Source organism: Tsukamurella conjunctivitidis (genome assembly GCF_007858475.1).
GTDB classification, from domain to species: Bacteria; Actinomycetota; Actinomycetes; order Mycobacteriales; family Mycobacteriaceae; genus Tsukamurella; species Tsukamurella conjunctivitidis.
The window spans coordinates 1-605 of the sequence record NZ_VIGX01000171.1 but is presented as its reverse complement, the minus strand read 5'-3'; the positions used below and the strand labels follow the sequence as shown (position 1 = coordinate 605).

Here is a 605-nt window from a genome sequence, read left to right as displayed (position 1 = left end):
CAGGTGCGTGAGCTCCATGGCGGCGGCCGCGGCGATGACATTGTCCGACACCGCCGACTCCGGGTCCCCCAGCTGCGCGCAGACCAGCGTGAGCAGCGGACGGATGCGTTTCCCCCCCGCGCGCGCCAGGTGTGAGGTCAGTTCGTCGACGAGGTCGCGCGAACCGCGCACGGCGTCCCGGAGGGAGGACTCGACGGCTTCGAGGGCCGGGGCGATGCGCGCCTCGAGCTCGGGAGCGTGGAGGTCGGGGGGAGTGGATGTCACGGGAGGAGAACGACCACCTGATTGAGGAGGGACAGGACCGGGTTCGGGAAGACACCCAGCACGATCGTACCCAGAGCACACACCCCCACCGCAACCGCAGTGAACCCCTCGGAGCGCACGACGACGGTCCGCTCCGACGCCTCGGTGAAGAACATGAGCTTCACGAGACGGAAGTAGTAGAACGCCGTGATCGCCGAGCACACCAGCGCCACGACCACCAACCAGCCCAGTCCGCCGGCGAAACCGTCGGCGAACACCACGAACTTGCCGATGAATCCGGCGGTCAGCGGGATGCCTGCGAAGGACAGCAGGAAGACCAGCATGGCCCCCGCTGCCATCGG

1 protein-coding gene and 1 pseudogene are annotated in these 605 nt (G+C 68.3%); both read right to left on the bottom strand.

Translation table 11 applies throughout. From position 1 onward, the window contains the following. Nucleotides 1–264: pseudogene (locus FK530_RS24890) on the bottom strand (polyprenyl synthetase family protein); the annotation flags it as partial. Further along, nucleotides 261–605 (bottom strand): proton-conducting transporter transmembrane domain-containing protein (locus FK530_RS24885; protein WP_269434193.1); only part of this gene is annotated, 345 nt, incomplete at its 5' end. The gene FK530_RS24885 and the pseudogene FK530_RS24890, both read right to left, overlap by 4 nt.